Origin of the sequence: Nostoc sp. NMS7 (assembly GCF_017115085.1) — a bacterium.
Taxonomy (GTDB): Bacteria; Cyanobacteriota; Cyanobacteriia; order Cyanobacteriales; family Nostocaceae; genus Nostoc.
The window spans coordinates 1-26,119 of record NZ_JABXKJ010000195.1 but is presented as its reverse complement, the minus strand read 5'-3'; the positions used below and the strand labels follow the sequence as shown (position 1 = coordinate 26,119).

At 41.5% G+C, this 26,119-nt stretch carries 23 protein-coding genes; 11 read left to right on the top strand and 12 right to left on the bottom strand.

Annotation, left to right across the window (positions count from 1 at the left end; genetic code table 11):
* Positions 1–175 precede the first annotated feature (175 nt).
* Positions 176–1,264 carry an endo-1,4-beta-xylanase gene (locus HWQ38_RS22030; protein WP_292797782.1) on the bottom strand — a complete coding sequence of 363 codons (1,089 nt, stop codon included), beginning with the start codon at positions 1,262–1,264 and terminating at the stop codon, positions 176–178.
* A gap of 285 nt (positions 1,265–1,549) precedes the next feature.
* On the opposite strand from HWQ38_RS22030, the gene HWQ38_RS22025 reads away from it, so the two are divergent.
* The 3 genes from HWQ38_RS22025 (at position 1,550) to dxs (ending at position 4,988) form a co-directional block, all read left to right on the top strand.
* Complete coding sequence (locus HWQ38_RS22025; protein WP_292797786.1) at positions 1,550–1,738, top strand: hypothetical protein; 189 nt, start codon at positions 1,550–1,552, stop codon at positions 1,736–1,738.
* A gap of 272 nt (positions 1,739–2,010) precedes the next feature.
* Positions 2,011–2,460 carry a hypothetical protein gene (locus tag HWQ38_RS22020; protein ID WP_292797779.1) on the top strand — a complete coding sequence of 150 codons (450 nt, stop codon included), beginning with the start codon at positions 2,011–2,013 and terminating at the stop codon, positions 2,458–2,460.
* Positions 2,461–3,080: 620 nt separating this feature from the next.
* On the top strand, positions 3,081–4,988 hold the full coding sequence (gene dxs / locus HWQ38_RS22015; RefSeq protein ID WP_292797776.1) for a 1-deoxy-D-xylulose-5-phosphate synthase: 1,908 nt from the start codon (positions 3,081–3,083) through the stop codon (positions 4,986–4,988).
* A 127-nt stretch (positions 4,989–5,115) separates the two neighbouring features.
* Here the strand turns inward: dxs and HWQ38_RS22010 are convergent, their stop codons facing one another.
* Positions 5,116–5,256, bottom strand: coding sequence for a hypothetical protein (locus HWQ38_RS22010; RefSeq protein WP_292797774.1), 141 nt, complete (start codon positions 5,254–5,256; stop codon positions 5,116–5,118).
* Positions 5,257–5,633: 377 nt separating this feature from the next.
* On the opposite strand from HWQ38_RS22010, the gene mtnA reads away from it, so the two are divergent.
* Entirely contained in the window at positions 5,634–6,710 is a 1,077-nt protein-coding gene (gene mtnA / locus HWQ38_RS22005; RefSeq protein WP_292797772.1) for an S-methyl-5-thioribose-1-phosphate isomerase, read from the top strand.
* A 107-nt stretch (positions 6,711–6,817) separates the two neighbouring features.
* Here the strand turns inward: mtnA and HWQ38_RS22000 are convergent, their stop codons facing one another.
* The 6 genes from HWQ38_RS22000 to HWQ38_RS21975 form a co-directional block, all read right to left on the bottom strand.
* Complete coding sequence (locus HWQ38_RS22000) at positions 6,818–7,591, bottom strand: hypothetical protein (protein WP_292797770.1); 774 nt, start codon at positions 7,589–7,591, stop codon at positions 6,818–6,820.
* Between the two features lie 44 nt (positions 7,592–7,635).
* The gene (locus tag HWQ38_RS21995) at positions 7,636–8,496 is read right to left on the bottom strand and encodes an alpha/beta fold hydrolase (protein WP_292797768.1); all 861 of its coding nucleotides are present in this window, start codon (positions 8,494–8,496) and stop codon (positions 7,636–7,638) included.
* Positions 8,439–8,747 carry a hypothetical protein gene (locus tag HWQ38_RS21990; RefSeq protein ID WP_292797766.1) on the bottom strand — a complete coding sequence of 103 codons (309 nt, stop codon included), beginning with the start codon at positions 8,745–8,747 and terminating at the stop codon, positions 8,439–8,441. Before HWQ38_RS21990 ends, HWQ38_RS21995 begins: the two co-directional genes overlap by 58 nt.
* 152 nt (positions 8,748–8,899) lie before the next feature.
* Positions 8,900–9,310, bottom strand: coding sequence for a hypothetical protein (locus HWQ38_RS21985; RefSeq protein ID WP_292797784.1), 411 nt, complete (start codon positions 9,308–9,310; stop codon positions 8,900–8,902).
* Between the two features lie 116 nt (positions 9,311–9,426).
* Positions 9,427–10,077 carry a hypothetical protein gene (locus tag HWQ38_RS21980; RefSeq protein WP_292797763.1) on the bottom strand — a complete coding sequence of 217 codons (651 nt, stop codon included), beginning with the start codon at positions 10,075–10,077 and terminating at the stop codon, positions 9,427–9,429.
* A gap of 201 nt (positions 10,078–10,278) precedes the next feature.
* The gene (locus HWQ38_RS21975; protein ID WP_292797760.1) at positions 10,279–11,379 is read right to left on the bottom strand and encodes a D-alanine--D-alanine ligase family protein; all 1,101 of its coding nucleotides are present in this window, start codon (positions 11,377–11,379) and stop codon (positions 10,279–10,281) included.
* A 320-nt stretch (positions 11,380–11,699) separates the two neighbouring features.
* Between HWQ38_RS21975 and HWQ38_RS21970 the strand changes: the two genes are divergently transcribed.
* The gene (locus HWQ38_RS21970) at positions 11,700–13,391 is read left to right on the top strand and encodes an NAD-binding protein (protein WP_292797758.1); all 1,692 of its coding nucleotides are present in this window, start codon (positions 11,700–11,702) and stop codon (positions 13,389–13,391) included.
* 114 nt (positions 13,392–13,505) lie between these two features.
* Here HWQ38_RS21970 and def read toward each other — a convergent pair whose 3' ends face one another.
* Together def and HWQ38_RS21960 are read right to left on the bottom strand one after the other, a co-directional pair.
* Positions 13,506–14,036, bottom strand: a complete 531-nt coding sequence (gene def / locus HWQ38_RS21965) for a peptide deformylase (protein WP_292797756.1) — start codon at positions 14,034–14,036, stop codon at positions 13,506–13,508.
* 110 nt (positions 14,037–14,146) lie between these two features.
* Positions 14,147–15,415: an HhoA/HhoB/HtrA family serine endopeptidase gene (locus tag HWQ38_RS21960; protein WP_292797754.1), complete on the bottom strand. Its 1,269-nt coding sequence runs from the start codon at positions 15,413–15,415 to the stop codon at positions 14,147–14,149.
* A gap of 164 nt (positions 15,416–15,579) precedes the next feature.
* Between HWQ38_RS21960 and dnaA the strand changes: the two genes are divergently transcribed.
* The 3 genes from dnaA (at position 15,580) to HWQ38_RS21945 (ending at position 20,263) form a co-directional block, all read left to right on the top strand.
* Complete coding sequence (gene dnaA, locus HWQ38_RS21955; RefSeq protein ID WP_292797751.1) at positions 15,580–16,962, top strand: chromosomal replication initiator protein DnaA; 1,383 nt, start codon at positions 15,580–15,582, stop codon at positions 16,960–16,962.
* A gap of 474 nt (positions 16,963–17,436) precedes the next feature.
* Positions 17,437–18,798 carry a DUF4365 domain-containing protein gene (locus HWQ38_RS21950; protein ID WP_292797749.1) on the top strand — a complete coding sequence of 454 codons (1,362 nt, stop codon included), beginning with the start codon at positions 17,437–17,439 and terminating at the stop codon, positions 18,796–18,798.
* Positions 18,788–20,263 carry a hypothetical protein gene (locus tag HWQ38_RS21945; protein WP_292797747.1) on the top strand — a complete coding sequence of 492 codons (1,476 nt, stop codon included), beginning with the start codon at positions 18,788–18,790 and terminating at the stop codon, positions 20,261–20,263. Before HWQ38_RS21950 ends, HWQ38_RS21945 begins: the two co-directional genes overlap by 11 nt.
* A 92-nt stretch (positions 20,264–20,355) precedes the next feature.
* Here the strand turns inward: HWQ38_RS21945 and HWQ38_RS21940 are convergent, their stop codons facing one another.
* Positions 20,356–20,799, bottom strand: a complete 444-nt coding sequence (locus tag HWQ38_RS21940; RefSeq protein ID WP_292797745.1) for a hypothetical protein — start codon at positions 20,797–20,799, stop codon at positions 20,356–20,358.
* A gap of 447 nt (positions 20,800–21,246) precedes the next feature.
* On the opposite strand from HWQ38_RS21940, the gene HWQ38_RS21935 reads away from it, so the two are divergent.
* Positions 21,247–21,396, top strand: coding sequence for a hypothetical protein (locus HWQ38_RS21935; protein ID WP_292797743.1), 150 nt, complete (start codon positions 21,247–21,249; stop codon positions 21,394–21,396).
* A 37-nt stretch (positions 21,397–21,433) separates the two neighbouring features.
* Complete coding sequence (gene dnaN, locus HWQ38_RS21930) at positions 21,434–22,597, top strand: DNA polymerase III subunit beta (protein WP_292797740.1); 1,164 nt, start codon at positions 21,434–21,436, stop codon at positions 22,595–22,597.
* Between the two features lie 345 nt (positions 22,598–22,942).
* Here dnaN and HWQ38_RS21925 read toward each other — a convergent pair whose 3' ends face one another.
* Positions 22,943–23,173 carry a hypothetical protein gene (locus tag HWQ38_RS21925; RefSeq protein WP_292797737.1) on the bottom strand — a complete coding sequence of 77 codons (231 nt, stop codon included), beginning with the start codon at positions 23,171–23,173 and terminating at the stop codon, positions 22,943–22,945.
* Positions 23,174–23,468: 295 nt separating this feature from the next.
* On the opposite strand from HWQ38_RS21925, the gene HWQ38_RS21920 reads away from it, so the two are divergent.
* Positions 23,469–25,721, top strand: a complete 2,253-nt coding sequence (locus HWQ38_RS21920; protein ID WP_292797734.1) for a cytochrome c peroxidase — start codon at positions 23,469–23,471, stop codon at positions 25,719–25,721.
* Positions 25,722–26,119 lie beyond the last annotated feature (398 nt).

Here is a 26,119-nt window from a genome sequence, read left to right as displayed (position 1 = left end):
AACATCTGCTTCAATGCTCCTAGATTACATCTTTTAACTTAAGTTGACACCAATGAGCATTGCTGTGCCCCTACCGCGTGGTCTATTTACCTGAAAATAGCTATAATAATTTCCAAAACTTACTGCAAAACTCTTAGACTGTAATTGCTACAGCTAAACTACATCTGCTCCAACACTAAGTAGCTTGCTGAAAAGCCTGGGCAATAGCATTGCGGGCAAGTTTAGGTTGCAAATTCTGATCATAAGGAAGCGGACGCAGAAATTTTTGGGCACTTGCATTGGCTTGAAATGTTCCTGGCATATAACTGGAATTAACTATCCAAGAATATTTATCAATCATCCCCCATGTAATTACAGTATCAACATCAGCCGCAAAACATAGGTCAAGATATCGTTTGTAATTGTCAGCTATCATCTGATCTAACTTTTGGATATTGCTGGGTAATGGGAAATCAATGATAATATCTAATTCTGAAATTATTGGTTTAACTCCAAGATTATTAAGTCTTTTTAAGAGAGAACTAAATCCTGTAGCGTCAAAACCATAGGCAGTAGAAAACCAGAGATGCGATTCCACACCCGCACCGTCGATTTTAGCTCCCTTATTCTTCAAATATTCGATCAATGCTAACCAACGGTCTGCTCTCCATGAAACGCCTTCCATACTACTCTCGTTTAGGTAAAATAGCTTAGTACTATCAACTGAAGCAGCAAATTTAAACAACTCTAGAATATATTCCGGTGTTAATCCTGGAAGTAAACCATAAACCTGATCGCTTGTCGCGTTTGGATTGCCTGCAATAATTTCATTAGTAATATCCCAAGAAATTAAAACTGGACTATTTTTATAGTGTCCCATGACCCCAGTCACATGTTTTTGGAGTTGTTGCATTGTCGGGGGAAAAGTAGGGATATAACTAGGCAATGACTGACCACATAAAAGTGTATGTCCATGCAACTTCATATTATTCCGCTGACAGAAATTAGCAATATAATCAGCATCTTTAAAGGTAAATACTCCTGGCTGCGGTTCCGTGGCGTTCCATTTTAATTCGCCATTCGGCGTTATAATTTCGCACTGGGCAGCAACTAGCGCTGAATAATTTGCATTCGCTTGTAAATCGCTAGCGGAGATTCCCCCACTGCCATAACGCTTTCCTTTAGCGGCAGCTAATTGCCGGAGGGGAGAATTTACATTTATACTTGCCATAGCAACATTCGTGCTATGTCCTTCTTTTTGCTTATCCTTTTCTAAAAACCCCATAGCCAATAAAGTAGAAAGGGTTGTATATCCTGTTCTTTTTAAAAATTTTCTCCGAGCAAGCATAAATTATACTTAACAACACATATTCTCACGAGTATAAATTAAGTTCATAGGGAAATTTAGAAGTATGTCAAAAAAACATAATTGTTGGAGTTAAATTTTACATACTTTGCTATAGCAACATTTCTGCTATGGTCTTGTTTTTAATTAAGTTAAGTGGATAAAAATAAATCAAACTATGTTACGCAAGATAAAATTATGCTCTATTAGCTATGAAAGAGGTGATTGATACGCGGGCAATCTGGTTTAGATAGCGATCAAACCCAAGCGGTTGAACTAAAGAAAAAATCAGAACGTAAGCGTCTTATACCATTTCTTTTTGAAGATGCGCCTATAGAACTTACCCAAAACCGCGCTGTAGGGGCAATACCCTGCGGTCAGCTAAAGCTAGATGAATTGCCCCTACGTGAATAAAGCGCAGCCTCACATAGAATTGGTCTTAGCCGTAAAAAGTCAGTTGCGATTGCCAATTAATTAACCAACAGCGATCGCCCATGCCCAAAATCTCTGAAATGTTTAATTCGCCCTTTGATTACCAGAGGAAAATCTTTACTCAAAATTCAATCTATCAAAATAGTGAATTCGTTTAACAACTTATGACACCAAAAGCTCTATCTAGGGAACGATATGGTTAATCAGCTAAATGATGTAAAAATAGTATGCTAAATTACATGAGATTGTATTTTATGAAACTGAGTTATTTGACAAAACAGTTTTCCACCGTAAAACGCTGGATGGCTACCACCCTGTTTTGTCTGTTAGCGATCGCTTTCGTTTGGCAAGGTGCATTTTTCTCCAACACCTCAGCAATGGCTGATACTACTGCAACCTTGATTGCATCAAAAGACGCAGGCGATCAAGTTCAAGAAAAAACCAGTAAAGATGCTGGACGAGCCAAAAATTTCATTGATGATACGGCAGATAAAGTTAAGGAAGCTGCCAAGAGCAATGCCAGTAAAGTTGACCAAGCAACGGATGACAATGGTAGTTTTGTTGAGCGCAAAGCCAAGAAAGATGCGGCTACAATTCAGAAAAGAGCCGACGAAGACGCCACTCGGACTAAAAAAGCAGTAGACAACACAAAGAATGTTGTTGAACGTGCTGTTGATAACATCAAGGATGCTTTTGGGAAGTAGAAAATAGATATAGAAAGCCTATTTGATTTGTCAAAATCGAAAGGCTTAGATTCCCGACTTCTTAGATAAGTCGGGAATCTTGTTGTCTAGAAATAATTTAAAAAGATTATTTTACTAAGTAAATACTTAATTTATCTCCATAAGTAGTGTATTTTTAAATACATTTTAGTCACGCATAGATAAACTGGTGATCGCTGATAAAATTAGCTGGTATTACCGAAGAAGAGAAGAAACAATTGTTAAATAATTACCAGTAATTCTGCCACATATATAGTTAGAAATGAGATATTTAACTTGATTTTGTACTAACTTAAAAAAGTAAAATTAAGTAATCTGCTGAGAGAGTTTCCGCAAATGCTCCGAAAAAACTTGTTTTCCTATACGGCTTGCAGACTATTTTTAAGTAGCATTACTTATTGACAAATGTGTTATGACTTTAACTGATTGCAACATAATTTGACCAATAGTTAATGGGTAACAAATTTTTGATCATTATTAATTACGAAGTTATACTTTCCAATACAACTTAGTAACAATGTAAGAGTCTGATTCTGTGGAGAACCCGACCGTGGGAAAATCAAAATACCGAAACTAGAAATTAGAGAGGAAAACCCTATAATATGCATTTGAGCGAAATCACCCATCCTAATCAGTTGCACGGTTTATCTGTTCGCCAACTGCAACAGATTGCCCGTCAGATTCGAGATAAGCATCTCCAAACAGTAGCAGTTAATGGTGGACACTTGGGGCCAGGGTTGGGTGTTGTGGAATTAACACTAGGACTTTACCAGACACTGGACTTAGATCGGGATAAAGTGATTTGGGATGTAGGACACCAGGCTTATCCTCACAAGCTGCTGACAGGACGCTACGATCGCTTCCACACCCTCAGACAAAAAGACGGAGTTGCGGGTTATCTCAAACGCTGTGAAAACAAGTTTGACCACTTTGGGGCTGGACATGCTTCTACAAGTATTTCAGCAGCATTGGGCATGGCTTTAGCGCGAGACTTGAAAGCGGAAAAATTTAAAGCTGTTGCTGTGATTGGCGATGGGGCGCTGACTGGGGGTATGGCTTTAGAAGCCATCAACCATGCTGGACACTTGCCGAAAACAAACCTGTTGGTTGTTCTCAACGACAACGACATGTCTATATCTCGCAACGTCGGCGCGATTCCCCGCTATCTGAACAAAATGCGCCTCAGCCAACCGGTGCAATTTATTAAAGATAATCTTGAGGAACAGTTGAAGCAAATTCCTTTCGTGGGTGAATCCCTGTCTCCCGAACTCGGACGCATCAAAGAAGGTATGAAACGCTTGGCTGTTCCCAAGGTAGGTGCAGTTTTTGAAGAACTCGGCTTTACCTACATTGGCCCAGTGGATGGGCATAATCTCGAAGAATTGATTGCCACCTTCCAACAGGCACATCAGATAGCAGGCCCAGTTTTGGTGCATGTGGCAACGGTGAAAGGCAAAGGCTATGAAATTGCTGAACTAGATCAAGTTGGCTACCATGCCCAAAGCCCTTTTAACGTAGCAACTGGCAAAGCCATTCCTTCCAGTAAACCCAAACCCCCAGCTTATGCCAAAGTCTTTTCTCACACTCTGGTAAAACTTGCGGAACAAAATCCGAAAATTGTTGGGATTACTGCGGCTATGGCAACGGGGACAGGCTTAGATAAGCTTCAAGCAAAACTGCCCAATCAATATATTGATGTCGGCATTGCTGAACAACACGCAATCACCCTTGCAGCCGGACTTGCAACTCAGGGTATGCGCCCGATCGCCGTGATTTATTCTACCTTCCTCCAACGCGCCTATGACCAGATAATTCATGATGTCTGCATCCAAAACCTGCCAGTATTCTTCTGCTTGGATCGGGCAGGAATTGTTGGTGCTGATGGCCCCACCCACCAAGGGATGTATGACATTGCTTATCTGCGTTGCATTCCCAACATCGTAATCATGGCACCCAAAGATGAAGCAGAACTCCAACGCATGGTAGTGACTGGTGTAAACCATACCAGTGGCCCGATCGCTATGCGCTACCCTCGTGGCAATGGCTACGGCGTCCCCTTGATGGAGGAAGGTTGGGAACCTTTGGAAATTGGCAAAGGCGAAATTCTACGTACAGGCGATGATGTGTTAATCGTCGCCTATGGCACAATGGTTTATCCAGGAATGCAAGCTGCTGAAATTCTCAGTGAACATGGCATTGAAGCAACTGTAATTAATGCGCGTTTTGTTAAGCCTTTGGATACCGAGTTGATTTTGCCTTTAGCGAAGAAAATCGGTCGCGTCATCACCTTAGAGGAAGGCTGTCTGATGGGTGGCTTTGGTTCTGCGATCGCGGAAGCCTTAATGGATGCAGAGATTCTAGTTCCTGTCAAGCGATTCGGTGTACCAGATGTATTAGTAGATCATGCTGAACCCAATGAATCTAAGACAGAACTAGGTTTAACTAGCCATCAAATAGCAGAGAGAGTGTTACAAGCTTTCTTTCAGCAGCAACTAGCTGCTGTTGTCTAGTTATATTCCTTTGAGTAAATAACCTATATTCTCAAAGGAACTTCTATGAAAATAACCTCCGAGATGGAGGTTATTTTCATAAGACAAAAAAAGCTGAGATTTTTGGGTTTGAAAGCAGAATTTAAGCTCAGAAAAAGCTGTAAACTTGGGGAAATGGTTCTGTCGCTGGCGGAGGTATTTCCCGTTCAGGTGTGATAATCGAACCATCCCAGGCAGCCTTCTGCCCATCAGCATTGATAATAATGGTTTTTACTTCTGCCTTGATCATATCCTGGTAAAATAGACTTTGACAAACTAAATCTCTTGCTAGATCAGAGTTTTGTGTACTTGCTCCGAGTGAGAAACGCTGTATGATTACGGGTAAACGTCACGAGGTCGGGACGATAAAACTGATGTATGTTTAGTTTTGTAAAAACGGTGAAATTAGGGATTTATAAGCTGTTAGGGATTTCCAAGAAATAAATTATTCAATCTTGTGGGGTGGGCATCTTGCCCGCCTTTGGTTACTGGGCGGGCAAGATGCCCACCCCACAATAAATAATTGGATATTTTTTTATTTGTCAGTCCCTTAGCTGATTTTATATCTCTTCACATCGCTTAATTTTTTAACGCAGACTTACCTACAATTTTAATTTAGTAATAATTATGATCACAAATTCTCCAAATCAAGTTTATCCGGTTATTTGGCACAACAACTCGGTATCATTAATTGATCAAACCCGCTTACCCAACGAATATACATTTGTGGAAATTCATCGCAGTGAAGATATGGCGCGGGCGATTAAAACGATGATTGTGCGAGGTGCGCCTGCAATCGGTGTGGCTGCGGCCTATGGAATGTATCTTGGTGCGAGGGAAATTGCCACAAGCGATCGCCACGAATTTTTGCAACACTTAGATAAAGTAGCCCAGTTATTGCGTTCTACTCGTCCGACGGCGGTGAATTTATTTTGGGCAATTAGCCGAATGATGACAGCCGCCTACGAAACGCTGGGAACAGTAGAAGAGATCAAGCAAACCCTTTTCCAAACCGCCCAAGCAATCAATATTGAAGATTTGCAAACCTGTCAGGCAATTGGTGACAATGGTTTGGCAGTCTTGCCCACTACCCCAGAAAAGCTGACGTTGCTTACTCACTGTAACGCTGGAGCATTAGCTACTGCTGGTTATGGTACAGCCTTGGGTGTTGTGCGTTCTGCTTGGAGGGAAGGACGTTTAGAACGTTTATTTGCCGACGAAACCCGTCCCCGCTTACAAGGCGCAAAACTCACCACTTGGGAATGTGTTCAAGAAGGTATTCCTGTGACATTAATCACTGATAATATGGCAGCCCATTGCATGAAACAGGGTTTAATTCATGCTGTCGTTGTGGGTGCTGATCGCATTGCTGCTAATGGCGACACTGCCAACAAAATTGGTACGTATAGTGTTGCGATCGCCGCTAGAGCACATAATATCCCTTTCTTTGTGGCTGCACCCCTTTCTACCGTTGATTTTGAATTAGCCGATGGCAGCAAAATTCCCATTGAAGAACGCGAACCAACAGAAATCTATCAAGTTGGTGATACTATTCTCACACCTGCGGGTGTAGATTTTTACAACCCAGCTTTTGATGTGACTCCGGCTGAGTTGATTACAGCCATCATTACAGAGAATGGAGCGATCGCACCGAATGAATTAGCAAAATCACGGGTAAAGCAAGTAGACATTTCCAGAAATTAATCATGCGTTACCTAAATAAACGCCACGCCACAATTGAAAAAGTTGCCAAAGCCATGTGAAAAATAAGTCAAATATATCTCCTCAGAATCACCCATTGTCACCAATAACTAAGCTGTCTTAAAAAATCGAATAATTTCGCGGACATGATCGAGAAATTGCCCGTCGGTGGAAAGTTGCGTGATCGCATTTCTGGCTTCTCTTCCCAAACGCTCATGTTCAGTTTGATTTGTCGCCCGTAATTCTTCTAAATTAGCTGTAATCCGCGCTAAATCTCTACGAGTCTCTTCAGCAAAGCGTTGTTGAGTTGCGGGTAATGAATAGGGTTGTTCAGGGTTGAGTTGATCTTCCAATGACTGGATTTTTTGTTCCAATATGGAGAAGCGATCGCGCAGTTCCAAAATATCTTCGCGCGGATACTTCCATTCTTGGCGAATCATCGCTAACCGCGCATATAAATATTCATAAGCCCGAATCGCTGGACGCAGAATTGTTAATAACAAAGCTGCACCAGAACTTATATACCCAACTGTACTAATACCAGTGACAGCAAGAGTATAAAGACCAACGGCTGAGAATAAATGTAAAGCAATGGCAACCCAGAGCGATCGCTTTGCCAAAAGTGTGACATACTTCACTTGTTTCTCATCAACTGGAATTCCTTTCTCAGTTGATTGTGCTGCTTCTGCTAAGACTTCTTTGGCTTGAAAATGCACATTCCACGGAACGGTAACAATTACCAACAGCCACCAAAAACTGGCACCACCAATCACCCAATCAAGAAAGTTACCAGCAGGGATGTGCAACCATTGCAGTAAGCCAAAAGCCGTTAGCACCACAACCACAATTCCAGCAATGGAACTGATAAAAAAGTTAATATACATCTTCCCCTGTCCTTAGTGAAACTATCACCTCGATTATTATTGATCTAACGTTTGTAAACCAGGAAACCCGCGATCACATCCAAAAGTGCTTCTGGTTCATCTGCCCGGATCAAATGACTGCTATTCTCAAAAATTCTTAAATCGGCATTCGGAATTGCCTGAGCAATTTCTTCAGAAAATTCTGGGGCGCAAATCCAGTCATGCCGACCTGCAATAACTAAAGTGGGTGCGGTAATTTTGTGTAACTGGTCAAGAATATTGTAGTTGCGGAGGAAACCGCCAAAAGCAACATTAATTGCATCAACTGAGATAATATTCTGCTGCCAAGCAATGCCTGACGTCGTGGGATCATATCTTAGCGAATACATTGGTCCCAACACTTGAAAATACTCTCTTAGCTGTTCCTCATTTTCAAAGTTCCCATCCCAAAGTCGTTGAGCGCTTGCTTTTTGTTCCTCAGTTCCCTTTGATGCTAGAATTTCCTTAGCCCGTTCTAAAAAGCCACTATGGGCTGTCGTGGCAATCACAATTAGATGAGAGACATTTTGAGGATAGCGAACTGCATAAGTTAGAGCCACCATACCACCGTAAGAACCGCCAATCACAACAATTTTGTCCAGACCAAGGTGTTGGCGCAACGCTTCCATATCTTCAACATTATTGTCTAGAGTATAGGTTTCTTTCGGTCCACGGGCAGACCTTCCTTGACCGCGATGGTCAAAATAGACTAGTTGTAGTTTTCGGCTTAAAGGCGAGAAGGTTGGTTTGAAAGAAGTATGATCCGCACCAGGTCCCCCATGAATTAGAAAGGCGACAGGTTTAGAACAGATGCTCGTGCCATCCACCACTAATGCAGAACCTTCCACATCAAAGAAAATCTCTGTATCTCGTATTTTTGCTCGCATTTTCGGGATTGTATAAAATCACATAACTTAAATATATATCTGACTTTTCCAGCCAGTAGAATTGTACGTCCATCAGCTACAGCCGGTAGAATACTCTGCCAATATATCATTGCATCAGTAAGTGTAAAAGGCATCATAAAACTAACCGATGCACCAGTATCAACAGCATCCACTAGAATGTTACTTAGTTCTGGTAAACGAGCTTTAGCTTGAGCAATTTCAATCTCAACAATCTTATAATTTGCTTCCATATTAGACGTGTCTGAAAACTATTGGATGAGATAGCTACGCCAAATTGATTGAGTATCTTTACTACCCTTTTGGGGAAAATAGCAACAGACATGATTGTGAGAGTTTTTCTAGTTACACAGCAAAAGAGTGAAACAATTCAAACCTTTCCCCGTCAGTATTGGATGAGATAGCTGCGCCAAATTGATTGAGTATCTTTAATACCTTTTTCTGGAATTAGCGATCGCCAAGTTTTACCTTCTTGCTGAATTTGCAGGTAAACGTCAAAGGGTTTTTGTGGTTGCGTCAAGTGCCGTTTTGGTAACTTAACAATCAAGTCGTAGGTTCCCCGAACCCGGAAAGCTGGTAAATTTTCAATCGTTAGGGGTTGTTCCTGGGTAATTGATAGCCGCTTGATTTCAAATCCTTGAAAATCTAGATCCAACTGCTGGCTAAGTTTTTGTTGAGTTTGTTCTAGCCCAAGTGCGATCGCTTTTTGCACTAACTCGCTAGTCGGTAGCAGTCCAATACTGCCACAAGCTGTTACTAGCACCAACAATATTGCTGTCAAAACTAACCGCACGATGTTATTCACTCTAATCATTAGTTATTGGACAATATAGATACTAGTAAAGGCACGGTAGAACCGTGCCCTAATTCGCAAAAAGTATTATTTAGACGGGTTTTTGCTTTACAGTAGTATTAATACTGACGTAAAAGTGCAGATAATGAACTATCTTTACGAAGATCCATCAAGTCTGCCAAAGGTTCTTTGGGCGTATCTAAGTGATGCTTGTGTTCTGCTGGTAGAACCGTCACCAGATGTTTTGTTTTCGGTTGCATCTGCATAAGGGGCATCAGTTGTTGCTGTGGCACAAAAATTGGCTGGTTCTTGGGAAGACGCGGTTCCAATTTTTGGTAATTGCTCTGTGCCAAACGTACCTGATGGCGATTAATCTGTTTTTGGACTTTTTGCGGTTGCTTCATCCACTTCAGCATTCGGAAAATGAGCAAGCAACCACTACCACAACTGAGGGCGATCGCAGCCACCATCCATAAAGGTGTAGGATTACTACTCTCAGAAGCCGCATTGATTGGTTCTTCAACTATAACTGGGATTTTTTCTGGTTCTTCTTGTGCTACCGGGCCAGCATTACCTAAGCTATACAGGGCAAAGACACCACCTCCCATAAACATGGCTAAAAACCCAGTTAACAATAGCCAAGGATGATGTGCAACCAGATATATCAGAACATTCGAGCTTTTTCTTAGTCTCGATTTCCTATTTGTCAGCTCTGGAGTAGCCCCTTTTGGTTGGGTTCGCTCGCGCTGTACACTCTGACTTTTTTCCATGATTACTTTCAGATTTGTACCCCTCTAGTCCATAAATTGTACTGGAGGAGTGAAGCATCAGGTATCCGTAACAAGATTTCCGATTTAAGTAGCTTTTTTGTAAAATATACGCTACCAAATTTGGCTAACTTTTGTGAAAGTTCTGTATTTCTGATGACTTTTTACCGTAAAAATCTGAAATCAGTTCGCTTATTTTCTCCATCAGCTAGGAGAATGTCTTTCGATCGCCAGTTGAATTAACCGATCAACTAATTCTGCAAAAGAGACTCCACTATGCGCCCAGAGTTGGGGATACATACTGGTTGCAGTAAAGCCTGGTAAGGTATTGATTTCGTTAATCAAAACTTCTTGTGTTGCTTCCACATAAAAAAAATCTACCCTTGCCAACCCCGCAGCGTCAACAGCTGCAAAAGCTTGCAAAGCCATATCCTGAATTTGCCGAGCGATCACATCTGGAATCGGTGCAGGTATCAGTAAATCTGCCCTACCTTCAGTATATTTAGTTTCATAATCATAAAAATCGCTGTCATAAGTAATCTCTCCAATGACAGAGGCTTGGGGTTGATCATTACCTAAAATGGCACACTCGACTTCCCTAGCGATGACACCAGCTTCTACCACTAGGCGGCGGTCATAACTGGCAGCATTATCTAAAGCGGCTTCTAATTCTGGACGCGATCGCACTTTGGCAATACCCACTGATGAACCCAAATTAGCAGGCTTGACAAAAGCCGGATAACCTAATTCTGCCTCAATTTGATCACAGAGTTTCGGAAATATACAAGGATTAGACCAAACCTGCGCTCTAGTGATCGCCTGATATTTTACCTGCGCTAGTCCCGCTTGCTCAAAGGCCATTTTCATCGCAATTTTATCCATCCCCATTGCCGAACCTAACACCCCAGAACCAACAAAGGGGACTTGCATCAAGGTGAGTAAGCCTTGAATTGTCCCGTCTTCACCATTGGGTCCGTGGAGAATCGGAAACCAAACATCCACTTGGGCAACTTGAGAGGGAGATTGCCACTTACTCAGGGTTTCGGCTTCAGTGTTGGAGATCAGATTTCCCTCAAAAGTTGATTCTTCAGATTCCAGTAACGGACTGCCGGTTGCTAAAACCTTTTGGGGTGCTTCTCCCGCTAGCCAACGTCCATCTTTTTGGATGTAAAAAGGTAGTATTTCGTACTTATTAGCATTTTCCTCTGCACTCAAAGCTTTAGCGATCGCCCGTGCCGAATTGATTGAAACTTCATGTTCTCCCGAACGACCGCCAAACAGTAACCCCACGCGCAGCTTAGTCATTTTCGGTTCCTCAACACTTCTCAAGCAGATAGCGTATCATAACCTACCAAAGTTGCCATATTTTTCTAGATTATTTTATTCAGGACTTAGGCAAACAATAGCTGAAACCCATATTTTCAGGTAGGGGCAATTCATGTAGCTTTAGCTGACCGCAGGGTATTGCCCCTACCACGTGTAGTTTTGTGTAAGTCCGATTATTGCCTCCCGCCTCCAATTAAAACAATCGTGTTGTCAGCTACAGTTATATTCCAGAAAAATGGGCAACAATATTCATAAATAACTAGAAATGCAGCCCTAACTATAAAAGATGCTGCCGTTTCATGAAACCTAGAATTATTGTTTGTGGCTTAGGACGTACCGGATATAAAACCTTTCGTTTGCTGAGACAGCAGGGAGCCTTCGTTGTTGGTATTCATCACCAATCTATCCCTGGCGAAACAACACCAGATGTGATTGTTGGCGATTTACAAGCAGCTGCTACCCTAACAGCAGCAGGAATACAACAGGCACACACTTTAGTAATCGCTGGATCTAAAGATGCTCTGAACTTGTCTATTATGATGCAAGCGCGAGTGCTGAATCCCCAGATTCGGATTATCAACCGTTTTTATAATACAAATTTAGGAGAGCGCCTAGATCAAAGTCTGTCAGACCACTTGAGTTTGAGTGTTGTGGGATTAGCAGCACCCGTATTCACCTTTGCAGCACTGGGAAACCAAGCGATCGGACAAATCAAATTATTTCAGCAAATTTGGCCAATTCACGAAGAATACATTGATCAAAACCACTTCTGGAAGGGTCGAAAGCTGAGTGAATTGTGGTCAGATCGATCGCGGATGCTGATTTATTATTTGCCAGCCGAAGGTGATATGGATTTAGTCTCAGCTGTGATATCTGGACAAGAGATACAAGTAGGCGATCGCTTAATTGTTGGTACACAACCCCGCATCCGTTCTCCTCGGAGATCATTAATTAAAAAACTGCTGAAAGTCCTGACTAATATTAGGCAGTTTCAGCAACACGGGCGATCGGTATTAGTGGGTGCGATCGTACTATTGGCAGTTATTGGGATTGCGACACTCACCTATATGTCGGCTGAGTTGAATGTGTCTCCTGTCGATGCTCTATATTTTTCTGTAGGCATGATTACTGGAGCGGGTGGTAATGACAAAGTAGTAGAAAATGCTCCTAACAGTATTAAGTTATTTACCGTTGTAATGATGCTGGTGGGAGCAGTGGTAATTGGTATTTGGTATGCAATGCTCACCGATTTTGTCTTAGGAAGCCGCTTTAAGCAATTTTGGGATGCAGCCCGAATTCCGCAGCGATCGCACTACATTGTCTGTGGCTTGAGTGGTATTGGGGTGAGAATTGTCCAGCAACTCCACGCCAGTGGACATGAAGTTGTCGTAGTTGAACCCGACTCCAACAACAAATATATCAACACCGCCCGCGAATTAGGTATTCCTGTAATTCAGGGCGATGCCAGCTTCCGCACAATACTTAAAGCCAGCAATATAGACTCTGCCGCCGCCGTGCTTGCTGTTACTAGCAATGATGCTACCAACCTGGAAATTGCCCTGAAAGCCAAAGGCTTGACACCCAGCATTCCGGTGATTGTGCATTATGCCGATCCTGATTTTGCTGGCATAGCGCAACAGCTATTTGGCTTCGAGGCCGTACTGAGTTCGGCTGAACTAGCAGCCCCAGCTTTTGCTGCTGCTGCACTGGGGGGACGCATTCTTGGCAATGGCATCGCAGCAGATAGTCTTTGGGTGGCCTTTGCGACTGTGATTACACCTTCACATGGCTTTTGTGGTAAGTGGGTAAAAGATGTAGCCATGTCTGCTGAGTGTGTACCTTTGTACGTAGAAAAAAATCACCAAACCCTTCACGGATGGGATTTATTAGAAGCTAACCTCAGTGCTGGGGATGTTTTATATATGACAATGCCAGCAACAAGGCTATATCAATTGTGGCGAGACGACCGAGTTTGCGAATCACCCGCTTAAGGCGATTCCCACACTCATTGCAACCCGCAGATCCCCGACTTCTTTGAGAAGTCGGGGATCTTGTTTCTCACGAATGATTCCAGATTGCTACACACTACTCCCTACTTCAATTTATTAATTTTTAACGATTCGTTCTTGATATTCCTGCTCAGTGATCATATCGAGAGTGTTCTCTAGACGATCTACAAATACGATACCATCAAGATGATCATATTCGTGTTGAAAAATCCGAGCGATAAAATCGGTTAATTCTTGCTTTTGTAAGTTGCCTTGATAGTCAGTGTATTCCACTTCAATAGCTTGATACCGAGGAACTAACCCTCTAATTCCTGGAACACTTAAACAACCTTCCCAATCTTTGACAACTTCAGTTGAATGAGCAATAATTTTGGGATTAATCATAGCAGTAGGTTCCATTTCCGGGGCGTTGGGATACCTAGCATTAGGATGGGAAGCCACAATAAATAAACGATAGGATTGTGCAACTTGAGGCGCGGCAATTCCCACGCCGTTAGCCTTAGCAACAGTGGCGATTAAGTCTTGAATTAATTTTTGGATATGTTCATCTTGAATATTCTCAACCCAAGCAGCTTTTTGTCGCAATGTTGGATTGCCTAATTGAATGATTGGCGCTAATTCAGTCATGATCAAACTCCTTTAAGTAATGGGGAATGGGGAATGGGGAATGGGTAAATTTTTATAACTCCAAACTCCTGTACAGACGCGATTAATCGCGTCTCTCCAAACTCCTAACTTCACTCTTCACGTCTCACAGGCAAAGCAGCAGGTTGGATATCTACTTTCACAATTTGCCGATTGCGTTCCACTTCTATTGGTAACTTAGTGCCGATTTTGCTATTTTCTACTAGCTTTTGTACTTGTTCAATTTTAGTAACAGGCTGGTTATTAATGCTTTTAATCACATCACCAACTTGTAATTGTGCCGCAGATGCAGGCGATCGCGGCACAATATCAACCAGCAAAACGCCGTCATCTGCTGTAAGATTGAAGCGATCGCCGACGATATTTTTTATTCTTTCTTTATTTTCTGGTGTCAATGTTACCATCTGAACACCCAAATAAGGATGATCCACCTTGCCTGTAGCAATTAATTCTTGGGAAATTTTTTGCACAGTATTAATCGGAATCGCAAATCCCAAACCTTGAGCGCCTTGGATAATCGCTGTATTCATCGCAATCACTTGACCACGGGTATTTAACAGTGGACCACCGGAGTTACCAGGGTTAATCGCAGCATCAGTTTGGATGTAATCAACCCGCTTATCACTAGCACCGATGTCGCTACTAGAACGACCTGTTGCACTAATTATCCCAGAAGTAACGGTATTATTCAAGCCTAACGGATTACCGATCGCAATTACAGCCTCACCTGGTTGCAAGGTATCGGAGTTACCTACAGATAAAGTTGGCAGATTATTAGCGTCAATTTTGATCGTAGCCACATCCGTTACTGGATCTTCACCCAAAACTTTACCATCAAAAGTCCGACCATCTTTGAGTGTGACAGTAACTCTATCAGCACCGTCTACGACATGGGAATTCGTCACAATTTGACCTGATGAATTAATGATAAATCCAGAGCCAGTACCCCGCTCTACCCGTTGTCTAGACTGTGGCGCATTCTCTCCAAAAAACCGCCGGAAAAAGGGATCGCTGTTAAATTCGTCTGGTCCGCGAGAAGTGATAGTTCGGGAAGAATCAATGCGAACTACCGCAGGCCCCACTTGTTGCACGACTTTTACCACAAAATTAGGATCTCCAGACGAAGAGATAATTCGCGGGGGGAAAATTACCGGATTGGGTTCTATTGTCTTTTGGGCTTGAGTCTCACTCTGTTGAGTCTCACTTTGTTGAGTCTCAAACGTCTTAGCAGGTAGAAGAGAGCAGCTCCCCAAGAACACCACTGCTACCCCAGATGAGAGCATCCACAACCCGTGGGGTAAACCCCTGGTATTAATCCTTTTGGGCTTTTTGGGCGCTGAGTCATGGTTTGTTGTCTTCATGTGTCGTTGCTTCTCCGTGTTAGTCAGTGGGTGTTAGGATATTGCCTACCGAGTATGTCCCAAAATGATTACAACTGAAAGCTTATTCTAGGTCTAGCCTGTCTCAATGCTAAATTGGTGCTTTCATCTTCTATTGTGACGATTAGCAGCAAAGGTGGTGGATAATGGAAATTCCCATAGAAAGTTTGTGGAGTCAGGTACTAGAGCGGCTACAGCTTGAACTATCCCAACCTACCTTTGAAACTTGGATCAAAACTGCTAGTGCAGAGCGATTAGAAAATAATTGCTTAGTTATCCGCACTCCTAACCCATTTGCTCGTAATTGGTTACAGAAGTATTACATCAATACCATTGCTCATGTAGTACAAGATATTCTCGGTCATCCTGTAGGAATTTACATTACCGTTGCTGAAGGTGATGAAGTTTCTCATTTTAGCGAACGAGAGGTTTCTTGGGAATCACCACATCCCAGCCGGATTTCGGAAAGTATTCTTAATCACAATCAAAAAACTACTGAATTAAACTCTAAATATGTCTTTTCACGATTTGTAGTTGGTGCCAATAATCGGATGGCTCACGCGGCTTCTTTGGCAGTTGCAGAATCTCCAGGTAAAGAGTTTAATCCTTTATTTTTATGTGGTGGCGTAGGTTTAGGTAAAACTCATCTTATGCAAGCTATTGGTCATTATCGCTGGAAAATTTCTCCTGATTGTAAAATATTTTATGTTTCTACTGAGCAGTTTACTAATGATTTAATTACAGCGATTCGTAAAGATAGTATGCAAAGTTTTCGAGAACATTACCGTGCTGCTGATGTTTTATTAGTTGATGATATTCAGTTTCTGGAAGGGAAGGAATACACCCAAGAAGAATTTTTTTATACTTTTAATACTTTACATGAAGCTGGCAAACAAGTTATCATTGCTTCCGATCGTCCTCCTAACCAGATTCCTAGCTTACAAGAACGTCTTTGTTCTCGGTTTTCTATGGGCTTAATTGCAGATATTCAAAAGCCGGATTTAGAAACGAGAATGGCAATTTTGCAGAAAAAAGCTGAGTATGAAAATATTTCTCTTCCCCGCGATGTGATTGAGTATATTGCTTCTAACTATACTTCTAATATTCGAGAATTAGAAGGAGCATTAATTCGAGCCGTGGCTTATATTTCTATTTGGGGCTTACCGATGACGGTGGAAAATATTACACCAGTTTTAGAACCCCCTAATGAAAAAATGGCAGCTACCCCAGAAGCAATTTTAAAGGTTATAGCGGATAATTTTGATCTTTCTATAGATGACCTCAAAAGTAACTCGCGGCGAAGAGAGATTAGCTGGGCGCGTCAAATAGGAATGTATCTAATGCGCCAACACACGCCTCTGAGTTTGCCGAGAATTGGCGAGGAGTTTGGTGGTAAAGATCATACAACGGTGATCTATAGTTGTGATAAAATTACTCAACTTCAGGATAGCGATCGCACCTTAGCACAAACACTACGCCAGCTGAGCGATCGCATCAATATGACTAGCCGTTCCCAAAAACCATCCTGAAGATATATTTTAAGTTTTCCACAACCAGCACTCTGATTATTAGCATTGACGGCTGAATAATGACTCGAAAATATTAAGTAATGTATAAAAGTTGATTAAATTTAACTTATATTATGAAAAAAACATTACTTTTTGTGGAAAAAGCTGGGGAAAACTTGATTTTTTCTAGTAAAACTTAATTAAGTATAATTACCTTGTGGAAAAGTATCTGAGTTTTTCCACAAGTTTTCCACAGATAGTTATCTGTTAGACCATCTATTAAACAGACGTGTGGCATATTTTCCACAATTTCCACAGATCCTGCCTCGAAAAAAGGCAGACTGAAGTATGAATTATATAGCGATTCTCAGTATACTTAGCAAGATTCAAGTCGGATTCCTATATTAAGAATAAAAGTTAGATACCTTAGTTACAGAAATTATTAGCTTATGATATGGTACTTATGTATCATTTTGTCTATTTCAAAGTAGCCAAGTGTCTAGGAAGAAAATTGGTCAATCTGACATAATCGGACAGCAAGGCATCAATATTATTGAAGAAGTCGTCCTGAGTATGGGATTCCTCTGGTATCCAACTGGAGGTGTAGAGGCAGGTATTGACGGCATAATTGAAATCCGTGATTTCCAAACAGGCGAGGTCACAAACTGTATTCTTCAAGTTCAAAGTAAAGCTACTCAAAAGACTCTTCTTCAGGCAGAAAATGAAAACAGTTTTGAGTATCGATTTGAAGAAAGAGATATTGATTACTGGCTACAAGGCAACGCCCCAGTTATTCTGATTGTGATCAAAACTTCAACTAAAGAAGCTTTTTGGGTTGCTGTAAAGGATTACTTCTGCGATGCCAAGCGACGGCAATCTAAAAAAGTTACATTTGATAAGCGTTTTAATCGTTTTGATGTCAACGCTAGAGATGCTCTAATTAAGCTGGCTGTTCCCCAAAACTCAGGACTTTATCTTGCACCACGACCAAAGTTAGAGAAATTATACTCAAACCTGCTGCGAGTCTCTCAATTTGCAGAACATCTCTACACTGCTTACACCTTTACAGAGGATGAATCTAAAGCTTATTCAGCGCTTCAGAAAGTTGGTCGAAATTTGGGGCAGGAGTGGTTGTTGAAAGAAAATTTCGTACTTAGTTTCCACGACTTGCGTGAAGCACCTTGGACGGAAATCTGCGATTTAGGGACTGTTGAGCAGCATGGCGTAGACGAATGGTCGCTATCAAATCGGCTTGAACGACAACAGGAATTTGTGTGGTTACTCAATAAGGTGCTGCGCGAGAAAGTGAAGGAAGACTTATCGTTCGACCAAAAGAAAAAGTGCTACTATTTCAAACCTACTAACAACTTATCAGCACGTCGATACGATTATCGAAGTCTCTCCAAGAAAACACATCGAGATGTTTTTCAACCTTACTTAAAGAAAAATTCCACAGAAGTAGCGTACTACAGACATTCTGGTTTTGAAGGACAGTTTATACGTGTCGATTTTGACTGGTTTCTGGAAATCACACCAACATATTTTTTTACAAGGGATGGTTACACAAGAGATAAGTTTGAGAAAGAGCATCTTTCCGGAATAAAACTTCTTGAAAAAAACCCTGCGGTATTTGGTCAACTTATAATGTGGGCTGAATATTTGATTACACCTGCTCAAGGTGACTTATTTATTCAAAATTACCCATTTCTACAGTTTTTTGAGCCGCTAGAAGAATTTGAAATTGAAGTTGGTATTGATGATGATATTTGGTTAAGTAACGAAGACAATGAAACTAGTGCATTGTTAGAAGAATCTTTAAACGATTTACCTTTATTTAAAATGAACAATGAAGATTGAATTTTTACAAGAACCCGAACTAGAGTTTGGCAATGGTGGACGACACATTGATATTCGCTTTGGGATGATGCACCATAAACCACTTGACTATGACAGCACATCTGCCCCAAAAGAAATCAAATTAGGGATTATTGGTTCATCTGAAACGGTTGATGGTTTAGAAAGCTGGCTAGAAAAATGTAGACAGGGAATTGAACCAAAGAACAGTAAGCAACCATACCTTTTTCCAGAATTCCCAGGCTTTGGAGAAGAAAACAATTTACCTGCGGCTATCAAGGTAGATTCTAGACGGAATGCAGTTATATCGAATAAAGATATTGACAAACTTCTTCAGATTCAAGATGTAAATACACTTATTAGTGAAACAGTCAATTTTTTTATTGAAGAGTTACGATATATCGATGAGAAAACTAGTCCAGATGTTTTAGTATGTGCATTACCAGAATCATTATTAGAAAAAATGTCTGTAGATGAAGAAAATACTGACAATAATAATCAACCAACTTCTAGTAATAAAAATAATCAAAAAGAAGTAGAGTTAGATTTTCGTGATTTATTTAAAGCAAAAGCAATGGCATTAAGAAAGCCAACACAAATTATCTTACCCTCAACCTATAACGCCGCAAAAAAGAAGTCAAAGATAAGTAAGAACAAGCACAAACAGAAAGCTCAGACAATCCAGGATGAGGCAACCCGTGCTTGGAATTTTTATACTGCTTTATATTACAAAGCTTTGGGAACACCCTGGCGACTGGTCAGAGATTCACGAGATTTGACCACATGCTACGTAGGTATTAGCTTCTATAAAACACTTGATCGCTCAAAATTACTAACCAGTACTGCTCAAATTTTCAACGAGCGCGGAGAAGGAGTTATTTTGCGTGGAGGGCAAGCTGAATTATCAAAAGATGATCGCCAACCTTATCTTCCACCATCAGATGCATCAGAATTGCTTTCTAATGCCTTGGCAATGTATCGGCGAGAACATCATAACTTACCCGCAAGAGTTGTACTGCATAAAACTTCTCGATTTATACCAGAGGAGTTTGAAGGATTTCAGGATGCGTTGGATAAACATGGTATTGATACAGCGGAGTTTATCAGTTTCGACCGTACAAGTGGAACTAGACTATTCCGTTACGGAAAGTATCCTCCTCTACGAGGAACGCTGTTAAATTTGGATAATTATACTCACGTTTTATACACGCGAGGTAGTGTAGATTTTTTTTCCACTTATCCAGGTATGTATGTGCCACGCCCCTTAAAGTTTCGGTGTGAAAGTGTAGAAGAAACGCCCAAAGCGCTAGCACAGGAAATTTTGGCACTGACGAAGATGAACTGGAACAATACACAGTTCGACCGAGGAGAACCGATCACCATTCGAGCCGCGAGGCAAGTGGGACATATCCTGAAGTACGTGGGTAAAAATGATCCACTAGAGTTTCATTACCGCTTTTATATGTAAAGGTGTGCGAATCGCCTCGTTCCCAGCCTCCAGGCTGGGAAGCAGTTAGGGCAAGGGCTATATCTTAAGTTAGTGCTATTCCCTATTGGATCTTAGTTAACTATGGTCGCAGCCGATGCCCCATTCATAGATCCATTTACAGAAGAAAGCTCAACAAAATCGGTTGTCAAAGGATTGGTAAGTTTAGAATTGCCTGCTACACTTCGCTTATTCTTGGTATTACCTCGTCGCGCACCACCCGCCATCTCGTATTCCTGGCTAGTTTTACCGTAACGGCTGGCAACTCCTAGTAACATTTTTTCTGACATTGCTATTACAAGCTGTTCTGCGTTCTTCACGTCATCTGTGAGTTTGTCAATCGTAGATAAAGCAGTGTTGTAGGCACCAAGCTTAGACCGGAGATCGTTAATTGTCATAGTGTAAGCTTGTATAGTCAGTCCTTCGCCAAAGTCAAGTTCTACGCTGATAGATTGTAAACTTTCAATCCGGCGATCGGCTCGCTCTAAAACGTTGGAATTTCTTTTACGACGTGCCATAATGCATCTCTGCTACTAGGTTAATAGTAATATTTTATACAAAAGTATCTGGGACTGTCATGAGTAAATCTAGCAGATAACTTGCGCTTGCATTTTCAAAACCTTAGTTAATTTCACGTAGGTTATTTTGAAATTTCCGGTAGTAAATTGATTTATAAGTTCGTTACAACAATTGTTGCAACGACTTAAACGTTTCTTATACATGGAAGATTATTTGTTGCAAAGTATTAAGCGTTTCCAGCAATTGCTTATACAATTGCAAGAAATACTTAAATTTTTCTTATATATGGAAGAGCATTTGTTGCAAAGTATTAAGCGTTTCCAGCAATTGCTTATACAATTGCAAGAAATACTTAAATTTTTCTTATATATGGAAGAGCATTTGTTGCAAACGTTTAAATTTTGATAGATAAAATAGAGTCCATTACGGCTTTAACCTAACGCATCATGGTATTTAATGATGCATTAGACGCTCATATCAAGTTTGTTTGTCGTAAAAAATCATCTTTTCTACCCTTAAGCAACTTCGTCAGCGATGCCTACGCCGTGCGTAGCTGCGGCACTAACCAGAAAACAGCGATCGCCTATGAACAATAAGGATGTTACGATATCTTTCACCAGCTGAATCTGACTTATGAAATTAGTTTGCTCCCAAAGCGATCTCAGTACAAACCTCTCACTCGTCAGTCGTGCAGTACCCTCACGACCAACTCATCCAGTACTTGCGAATGTGCTGCTACAAGCCGATGCTGAAACTAACCAAGTCAGCTTAACAGCCTTCGATCTCAGCTTGGGAATCCGCACCAGCTTTAACGCAGAGGTATGGCAAGGAGGCGCGATCGCACTTCCTGCTAAATTACTTGTAGACATCACCTCTCGTCTTCCAGAGGGTGAAATCACTTTAGACGATGAATCAGCCCTCACAGGTGCAACATCTGGTGGAGAAGGTTTAATTGTCACACTCACACCCAAGAGTGGACATTATCAAGTCCGAGCAATGGGGCCTGAAGAGTTTCCCGAACTACCTATAATTGAAAATACGGAAGTAATCTATCTCACCACCGCCTCATTAATTGAGGGCTTACGCGGTTCATTATTTGCTACTAGTAGTGATGAAACCAAGCAAGTACTTACCGGAGTGCATTTAACAGTTAAACAAGATACCCTAGAATTTGCAGCTACCGACGGACATCGCCTAGCAGTAGTAGAAACTAGCAACGAGCGTCCTCTAGGCGGAACTAGTCAGCTAGAAGTAACAGTACCAGCTAGAGCATTACGCGAACTCCAACGAATGCTAGCTCATAACGCCTCATCAGATCAACCTGTAGCTTTATATTTTGATCAAGGTCAAGTTGTGTTTGCATGGCAAAATCAACGCTTGACTAGTCGCACATTAGAAGGGCAATATCCTGCTTATCGACAACTAATCCCGCGCCAATTTGAGCGACAAGTCACAATTGAACGGCGACAGTTTGTCAGCACTTTGGAACGGATTGCTGTATTAGCCGATCAGAAAAATAATATTGTCAAGGTCAGTATTGACAGTGAAGCCCAAGAAATTACCTTATCTTGTGAAGCTCAAGATGTGGGCAGTGGTAGAGAGTCAATGCCGGCACAGATTTCTGGGGAAAACATAGAAATTGCCTTTAACATTAAATATTTGATGGAAGGCTTGAAAGAATTACCATCTTCCGAAATTCAAATGCATTTAAATCAAAGCCTAACTCCAGTAATTTTTACGCCACTGGGCGGTTTGAAAATGACCTATTTAGCTATGCCCGTGCAACTGAGAAGTTAAAAAGAATGGTATAAACTCAACAAATGCTATATTACCCAATACCAGGGCTATTTCATTCTAGACAGAAACCGCCCAGAACTGAAGTTCAGAGGCTAATAGCTAAAGTCCGTTTTAACGGACTATAACCTTTTCTTAGTCGTCTTGAGACGAATGAGTGCTATTAGATTCAGAATTTCTTCTGAGGCGGACTAGATGAGAATGAAATAGCCCTGTACCCAATACGCTTGGGTTAAGGCTTAACTCTTTGTCAAATTCAATTTTTTTAACGAACCGCTAAGGACCCATTCGCGTAGCGTCTCGTAGAGAAGAACGCAAAGGAAGAGAAGAAAGAGAAGGAAGAAATGCTTAACTGAACTGTATTGAGTTATCAGTCTCTTCATCGCTAATTGATAACTGTTCATTGTTCACTAATTTTAAGCGTTGTCTATCCTCAATTAGTTCCTGTAACTTTCCTACTTCCTTAACTGTATAAAAAGTCTGATTGGGTTCAGACGCAATTTTATCCATCAATGCGTGAAAAACTTCAGCATCATTGCGATGTTCTAACAGATAAGCCTTCAACTGAGACTTGCTCATCGCCGCAAAGTTGGGTTTTAATTATTCCTCATATCTCCAATTTGCGATCGCATGTGATTAATATACCCGTTTCCTCTCCAGCCAGAATGTAAATATTACCAGTGCGTTCATCAATTCGGACTATAAAAATCGCTAAAAACAGACTTGTAACATTTTGACAAAGGATAAAACCAGGGTAAGCTCATCTAACTTGGTGTAATTTTAACTTGATCAATCAAATAAGATCAGCCAAAAGGAGTGTGTGAAAACTTTAGATAAGTCGTAGAATCACCTAAGTGTTTTCTGACATGAAAATATGGTAATTTTACGCATAGTCAGTTTGGGATTGCTTTTTGCTACCTTTCCAATGTTTTTGCTGCTAACCAGCAAAGGTCGATTTTTGCTGAAATCGATGGTAGTGGAGATCAAGCAGGGAATTTGGAGTTTACTAAAAAATCTCAAATTATGGTCTTTTAATGACCGAGAGTCTCGTGGAGCATCATCTAAATTTCCAGTTGATCCAAAGCCTAATAGGTGGGAATCTGGTTATGTAAAATCTAACGGGATAGTATCAAAACTGTCAAAAACTATAACAATTGCTGCGATCGTTGTGGCAGCAGTAATAGCTGGAAATACTGTATCTGCTCAGGTTACGGCGTTACCACCTCTAGCTTCTCTCAAGACTGTTTCGGTTCTAGAGCCTGATAATCTTGGAGACTTTGTAAAAGACAAAGTAGCCGCCATTAAGTTAGGAAAGGCTCTTTTTTGGGATATGCAAGTTGGTAGCGATGGACAAACCTCCTGTGCTACTTGCCATTTCCATGCCGGAGCCGACAGCAGATCAAAAAATCAGATATCTCCTGGTCTAATGCGGATCAACGCTGATGGCACAGAAAACCCAGATACGGTTTTTAATATCGGCGGTAGGCCGAACTACCAGCTCAAACCAGAAGATTTTCCCTTTCACAAGTTGTCGAATCCAAATGATCCAACAACTGTTGTGTCTGACCGGAATGATATCGCCTCCTCTCAAGGAGTTATCAATACCAAGTTTGTTGATGTAATACCTGGCAATGCAGAAGACCAAGTAACGCTTAAACCAGATCCGGTATTTAACGTGGGAGGTGTAAATGTACGTCGCGTCGAGCCACGTAACGCGCCAACTGCGATTAATGCAGTATTTAACTTCCGCAACTTCTGGGACGGTAGAGCGCAAAACATCTTTAATGGAGTGAATTCCTTTGGTTTGAGAGATTCTCATGCTTCTGTCGTGAAAGCACAGACTCCAAATCAGCTAAAATTTGTCAAAATCAGCCTCAATAATTCGTCTTTAGCTTCTCAAGCAGTCGATCCACCACTTAGCTCCTTTGAGGAATCTTCTGATGGTCTTACCTTTGAAGAAATAGGTGATAAGTTCGGATCAATTGATCACAAATCCGCCAGCGTTGGCAAGGGTAAGAAGCTCCCCAGAAAACTTGCTAAAAAGTTATTTCCTCTGAGACCGCTAGGGAAACAACTTGTGCATCCACAGGACAGTGTTTTAGGTACAGATAGCAGATGGCCTGAACCTGGACTGAGAAATAAAAGCTATGATCGCCTAATTAAAGATGCCTTCAAGCCGGAGTGGTGGAAGTCTAATCAACTCATTCAAATTGATGCTAAAGGTGTCAGAACTTTTGTTAAGAAACCGGATCGCTCTTTGGAAACCAATGAGTACAGGTTAATAGAATACAACTTCTCGCTATTTTTTGGGCTGGCAATTCAAATGTACGAATCTACGCTCATCGCTAACGATACCCCACTTGATCGCTTCTTGGAAGGAAACACCACTGCCCTAACTGGGCAACAGCAAAGAGGGAAACAACTGTTCGAGGGTAAAGCTCAATGCAACCTTTGTCATAATGGGGCAGAACTTAGCAGTGCTTCTGTGAGTTCTGTGCAGAAACAAAGGATTGGGATTCTTAAGATCCCTAATTTCAGTAGATTCGTCTTTGACAATGGCTTTTTCAATATCGGCATCAGACCGACATTAGAAGATGTTAGTGTTGGAGGTAATGACCCATTTGGGAATCCGCTTTCGGAAACGAGACTGGCTCTACTGGGAACTTTCCAGCAACTTCTCGGTTCCCCATCCAACACCACAGTTAGCTCTAAGGACACAATACTTGCGGATGGTAGTTTTAAAACTCCTGGACTCCGCAATGTCGAACTGACTGCCCCTTATTTCCACAATGGTGGTTCTTTAACTTTGCAGCAAGTGGTAGACTTATACAGTCGTGGCGGAGACTTCCGCCAGCAAAGCGCCCTTGCCGTGTTGGGACTAACTGAACCCGAAAAAAATGACTTGGTAGCCTTCCTCAAATCGCTCACTGATGAGCGAGTCCGCTATGAAAAAGCGCCATTTGATCACCCACAACTGTTTGTTCCAAATGGACATCCGGGTAATTCTACATACGTGATCAATGATGGTACTGGCAAAGCCACAGATAGTCTACTGGAAATTCCTGCTGTTGGTAGTCATGGTGGTAATGGCACTCCAAATTTCCTTGCCACTTCCGAAAAGTGGTAAGTAGCGTATAATCGCTAACCTGACAACTTTTCTGGTATTAGGAAGCTTTTGGTCGGGGAAACCCGGCACTAACTCCCCAACACCGGAAATTATCTAAAATCTTGAAATCGACATAAAACCCCTATTGGTATTCACGGTACTGTGGCGGGGCGGGTTAAAATTGCACGACAAGAGTGTTCGCGTAGCGTCTCGTAGAGAAGGTTAGCAGCGATCTTGAGAGACTTAACTGGAAAAATCAGGGCGGTGGCTCCGCAACCTACGGGAGTTGATGGTGCTATCTTGTGATTTGTTTAATCGGAATTTCAATCCAAAATTCTGTGCCTAACCCTGGCTCTGAATCACACAGGACTTACGCAACTGGCACAAGCAATGGTGCGCGAAGCGCACCGAGCGCCCAA